Below are 2,603 nucleotides of genomic sequence, written 5' to 3' on the forward strand. Positions count from 1 at the left end.
TTTAGAGTAATAGTATCAGTATGTCCAAGATTTAGAGGTTACTTGCATGTATCTTGAAGTTTTTGCACCGGAACCAATGAGGTATTTAAAGATGTGCAATCAGATGATGGAAAGATAAAAAATTATATTGATGGCCAACTATACACGCGTATTGTAAATGCATTTGAACCGGTTATCTTTCTAATTAAGGCAGTATCCTACCCAATTGCGTCCGTTGTAGCGTTATGCGGTGGGTTGTGCATTATGGTTGGTAGCCAGGAACGAGGGTTTTCCCTGATTTCTCGTGCAGGAATTGGTTATATAGTTGTCCAAATGATACCGCTATTTATGAGATTGCTTGTTGAGATTGCTAAAGCAATATAACTGTCTTTTAAGCCGGGTTATCTTCTTCCGCATCTCCCTTGAAGTGCAATATTAACATTGATAGAACTATGGAAATACTGAGTGATGTTTGGCTTACGTTTTCACAATCTATTGCAATATTCCTATGAATTTCTTCTGTTAAGAAAAATAATTGTAAGAAAAGAGATGAAAAATATACAAACCATGAAAAAACGCTTAATCCAAAAAAGAAAATAAAAATCTCTTTAATTTTCTTATTCTTAATTATCTTTGTTCGTTTTTAAAAAAAGATAAAAATTATTAATGGAAAAATGACAAAAAGAATAAACCATTTCCAACCCATAAAAAACACCTCCTAATATATAGATGGAATGATTTCATCATATATAAATACAATAATCATTCATTTTTGAACCTAATTTTAATTGAAATGTCATATTTAAAAAGAATCGGAATAAATCACATATTGCAAAATAATCATTGGAGTTTCTTTATTTGCAGGATTTTATAACACCTCATTGAATACAGTCACTAGGAGGTGTTGTGACGCTATGACGGACGAAATTGTTTATTCTGCTAGTGAAGTATACAAAAGGCTAGGAATATCCGATAGTACGCTCAGAAAGTATATGGAAGTGTTGCAACGAGAGGGATTCGCAGTAAAGAAAGATAATCGCGGTAGACGCCAATACACGGAGCATGACGTTATGGTGATCGAAAGGCTAATTGAAATTGGTAAGCATGACGGTATGACGTTAGAGAAGGCAGCGAAGATAATTGCGCAGAAGTTGGAAAGTATCAATCCAGATTTAGTTGCTAATGAAGAAAAATCGAAAGAAACAGGTCTAATACCATTCCACATTCAAGAACAGCTCCAGCAACAATACAGCGTTATGGCGCAAGAAATGAATCAGGGTATGTTGGAGATGGAGAAGCGATTAAATGAGCAAGCAAAGCAGAGAAGCGAGGAAATCAAAACGAGTATAAAAGAACATAATGAACGGGTTGAAAAACGACTGGAAGCACGAGACGAGACTCTTATGAAAACATTACGTGAGATCCAAGAGGCGAAGAGAATAATGCAGGAATACCACGCCGAGGTTGCTGCTGTACAAGATAAGAAAAAGCCGTGGTGGAAGTTTTGGTGAGGGAATTTGTATAAGCTACGCAAAAGTAGAAAAGTATACTTTTCTACTTAATTGTAAGTATGTAAAAAGCCCTACATATGTAGGGCTTAATCATTCACACGATAATAGGCGCTTCCTCTTTTATTTCTAAAACAGACTCTTCACCATCAATATCTTTTATATCAAACTTTCCGTTTGAATCCTTGCCAAAAACCTTCATTTCAACATTATTTATATTTTTAAGAGCGTTATATATTCTATTTGAATAATTGGGAGCGATTGTAATCATACGAACGTCTTCATTAAAGCAAGATGGATAATAAGCAGATTGCCACACTAAACTTTTATCATCTTCAACCATTTTCAATTCAATAATACATTTAGTACCATTTTTATCTTTTGCGATAATGTCAATTATTCCTTTTTCTACTTTGTACTGTCTTTCTACAAAAAACATACCCTCTTCAATGACCTCTATATGATCACACAGTAATTTTTCCAATAAAACTTCAGGACCATTCATTACTTCTTCAGTTATTAACTCTTCCCATATATCGTTCATTAACTTCTTCTTTTTTTGAATTACATCATGATTATCGTATTCTTCACGAGTCATACAAGAATCCGAACATACTCCAAAAAGCACATATGATTTATCAGAGGTTATACTTTTTACCATCGACCAATCCATATCATTTATTGAATATAAAATTTCGTTTTGAAGTAATTTCTTAGTATGCTGTGGAGTCTTGTCCCAAAAATAATGACACCAATAGCTTGTATCTTTGTTAGATAATTTTTCAGCGTCTTTTTTCTAAAGCATTCTTTACAGAATAACTCGCCTACATATATAGTTAAAATTATTGAGGATATCTCTTTAACTTTCTCTTCATCGTGGGTAATTAGAATTAATTCACCTTTATTGAAATCCCATTCAGGCAGATCGTTACGAAAAGCATATAAATACTACCTTTCGCCTTCATTCTGTTTAAAATCAACTTTTACGCAGCCTTACTTTTCTATAAATAAATCAAAGTCCACTAGAATAGCACCATTTCTGGTTCCGGTGCAAAAACTTCAAGATACATGCAAGTAACCTCTAAATCTTGGACATACTGATACTATTACTCTAAA

The 2,603-nt window shown here is 33.5% G+C and carries 2 protein-coding genes and 1 pseudogene; 2 read left to right on the forward strand and 1 reads right to left on the reverse strand.

The features are described from left to right. Positions 1-75: 75 nt before the first annotated feature. Positions 76-363, forward strand: a pseudogene (locus JDS96_RS30140) (hypothetical protein); the annotation flags it as partial. A 530-nt stretch (positions 364-893) separates the two neighbouring features. Continuing rightward, a complete protein-coding gene (locus JDS96_RS30145; RefSeq protein ID WP_199669049.1) occupies positions 894-1,490 on the forward strand; it encodes a DUF3967 domain-containing protein in 597 nt (198 codons plus the stop codon). Positions 1,491-1,584: 94 nt separating this feature from the next. Here the strand turns inward: JDS96_RS30145 and JDS96_RS30150 are convergent, their stop codons facing one another. After that, positions 1,585-2,085 (reverse strand): endonuclease NucS domain-containing protein, encoded by a 501-nt coding sequence (locus JDS96_RS30150; RefSeq protein WP_242480035.1) that lies wholly within the window; start codon positions 2,083-2,085, stop codon positions 1,585-1,587. Between the last annotated feature and the right edge of the window lie 518 nt (positions 2,086-2,603).

It is taken from the genome of Bacillus cereus group sp. N21 (genome assembly GCF_016483395.1).
GTDB lineage: Bacteria > Bacillota > Bacilli > Bacillales > Bacillaceae_G > Bacillus_A > Bacillus_A pseudomycoides.